The following is a 1,298-nucleotide window of genomic DNA, read 5'->3' as shown; positions in this document are numbered from 1 at the left end:
TTGCAGACCACAACGTTGTGCCCGTTTTGATTGCGTTTGCGTACAAGACTTCACTATTCAAACTGCCGCTTTTGATGTATTCCATTAGAGCGCTGTTTATTTCTGCGGGCATCATGCGTAACTGACTGTCAGGATTTTCTTTATGCAACTTCATTTCCTGTAATGCTTCTTGCATTAGGGATTGTGCATAACGAAGTTTTCAAATTGCTTGATCATGTTTGTAGTGTGATTCGTAACCGTCTGTGCATTCGAGCGTGATTGCTTCTTCGTCTTGTTTGAACAGCAGTTCCATTTTGCCGTCTAAAGTGTAATGTCTAATGATTTCCATGTTTACCTCTGTGTAATTTTGTTGTGTTTATTTAAAAGCAGCCTATGCGCTTACCTGCGCGGGTGTATAGTGTTAGTGCACTTGTACGTATTTTTGTTTAAAGCGCAGCCTTCGCTTGCCTGTGCGCTTATACGTGCGTTGTGCGCTTTCTCTTTGTTGTATTTATTTGCTCTATGTAATTACTGCTTGCGTGCTTTCTCTAGCTCGTCCAAATACGGAGAGCATGATTCGAACGTTTTGTAGTCCATGTACATTGTGTACTGTTGGCTCTTTTGCATTTGCATAATGAAGTTATCAGCGGACAACTGGCATATTTGTTCGTGTTGGACTTTGTTTTCCTGTACTAGGTACATAGTTCCAAAAGCAGAAGCACACAATAGACCTGCAATTGCTCCACTTAGTACAATACGGAGGTAGTTCATTTTTGTTCTCCTTTAGCCAATGCATCTTGTAGGCGGCGCATACTGCGATTTAGTTCAGCTTGCATTACTAGCTCACCTGGGTTCAGCATATGTGCACCTTGACGGTCTGCTTGTTCGCTCAGAGCGTTATAACGGTCTACATATTGCAAAATACAATCACGTACCTCTGGGTCGATTGTTGTTTGCTGTGCATTTGGAAATTCGTTGTACAACGCCTTTGCCGCGATTAGGCGCTTTGACCCTTGCACTTCGTATAAAAACACAGGAACAGGGATACCGTTCATGCGCAATTGCGGGTCTTGTTTTGGTTCTTCAATATCTTGTACAGTGAAAATAGGTTTAGTAGAATCTGCCATTATTTGTTTTCCTTCTGTTGTAGCTGCAATAGGAACTGCTTATTCATTTCGTTCATGCGTTGTTCTTTGTACCATTCTTCTCTCAGTAGAAGCAGGCTCAGCTCAATTGTTTGTTGGTTCATTTTATCTTCCATGTTTGCTTTCCTATTGTATTTATTGTTTTTGAGCACATGTTATTGCACGTATTAAAAC

2 protein-coding genes are annotated in these 1,298 nt (G+C 41.1%); both read right to left on the bottom strand.

The features are described 5' to 3' along the window. Positions 1-746 precede the first annotated feature (746 nt). Positions 747-1,106: a hypothetical protein gene (locus tag LG31_RS0107700; RefSeq protein WP_033113905.1), complete on the bottom strand. Its 360-nt coding sequence runs from the start codon at positions 1,104-1,106 to the stop codon at positions 747-749. After that, positions 1,106-1,240, bottom strand: coding sequence for a hypothetical protein (locus LG31_RS21760; protein WP_274518914.1), 135 nt, complete (start codon positions 1,238-1,240; stop codon positions 1,106-1,108). The genes LG31_RS0107700 and LG31_RS21760 overlap by 1 nt, the downstream gene beginning before the upstream one ends. Positions 1,241-1,298 lie beyond the last annotated feature (58 nt).

Origin of the sequence: Aeromonas lacus (assembly GCF_000764665.1) — a bacterium.
In the GTDB taxonomy this organism is placed as follows: Bacteria; Pseudomonadota; Gammaproteobacteria; order Enterobacterales; family Aeromonadaceae; genus Aeromonas; species Aeromonas lacus.
The sequence above is the reverse complement of the archived record's forward strand: the minus strand, read 5'-3'. Positions and strand labels throughout refer to the sequence as shown.

What these genes read in the sequence shown, in the direction of transcription:
- LG31_RS0107700 (WP_033113905.1), bottom strand. Translation starts at nt 1,106, where the DNA reads ATGGCAGATTCTACTAAACCTATTTTCACTGTACAAGATATTGAAGAA.
- LG31_RS21760 (WP_274518914.1), bottom strand. Translation starts at nt 1,240, where the DNA reads ATGGAAGATAAAATGAACCAACAAACAATTGAGCTGAGCCTGCTTCTA.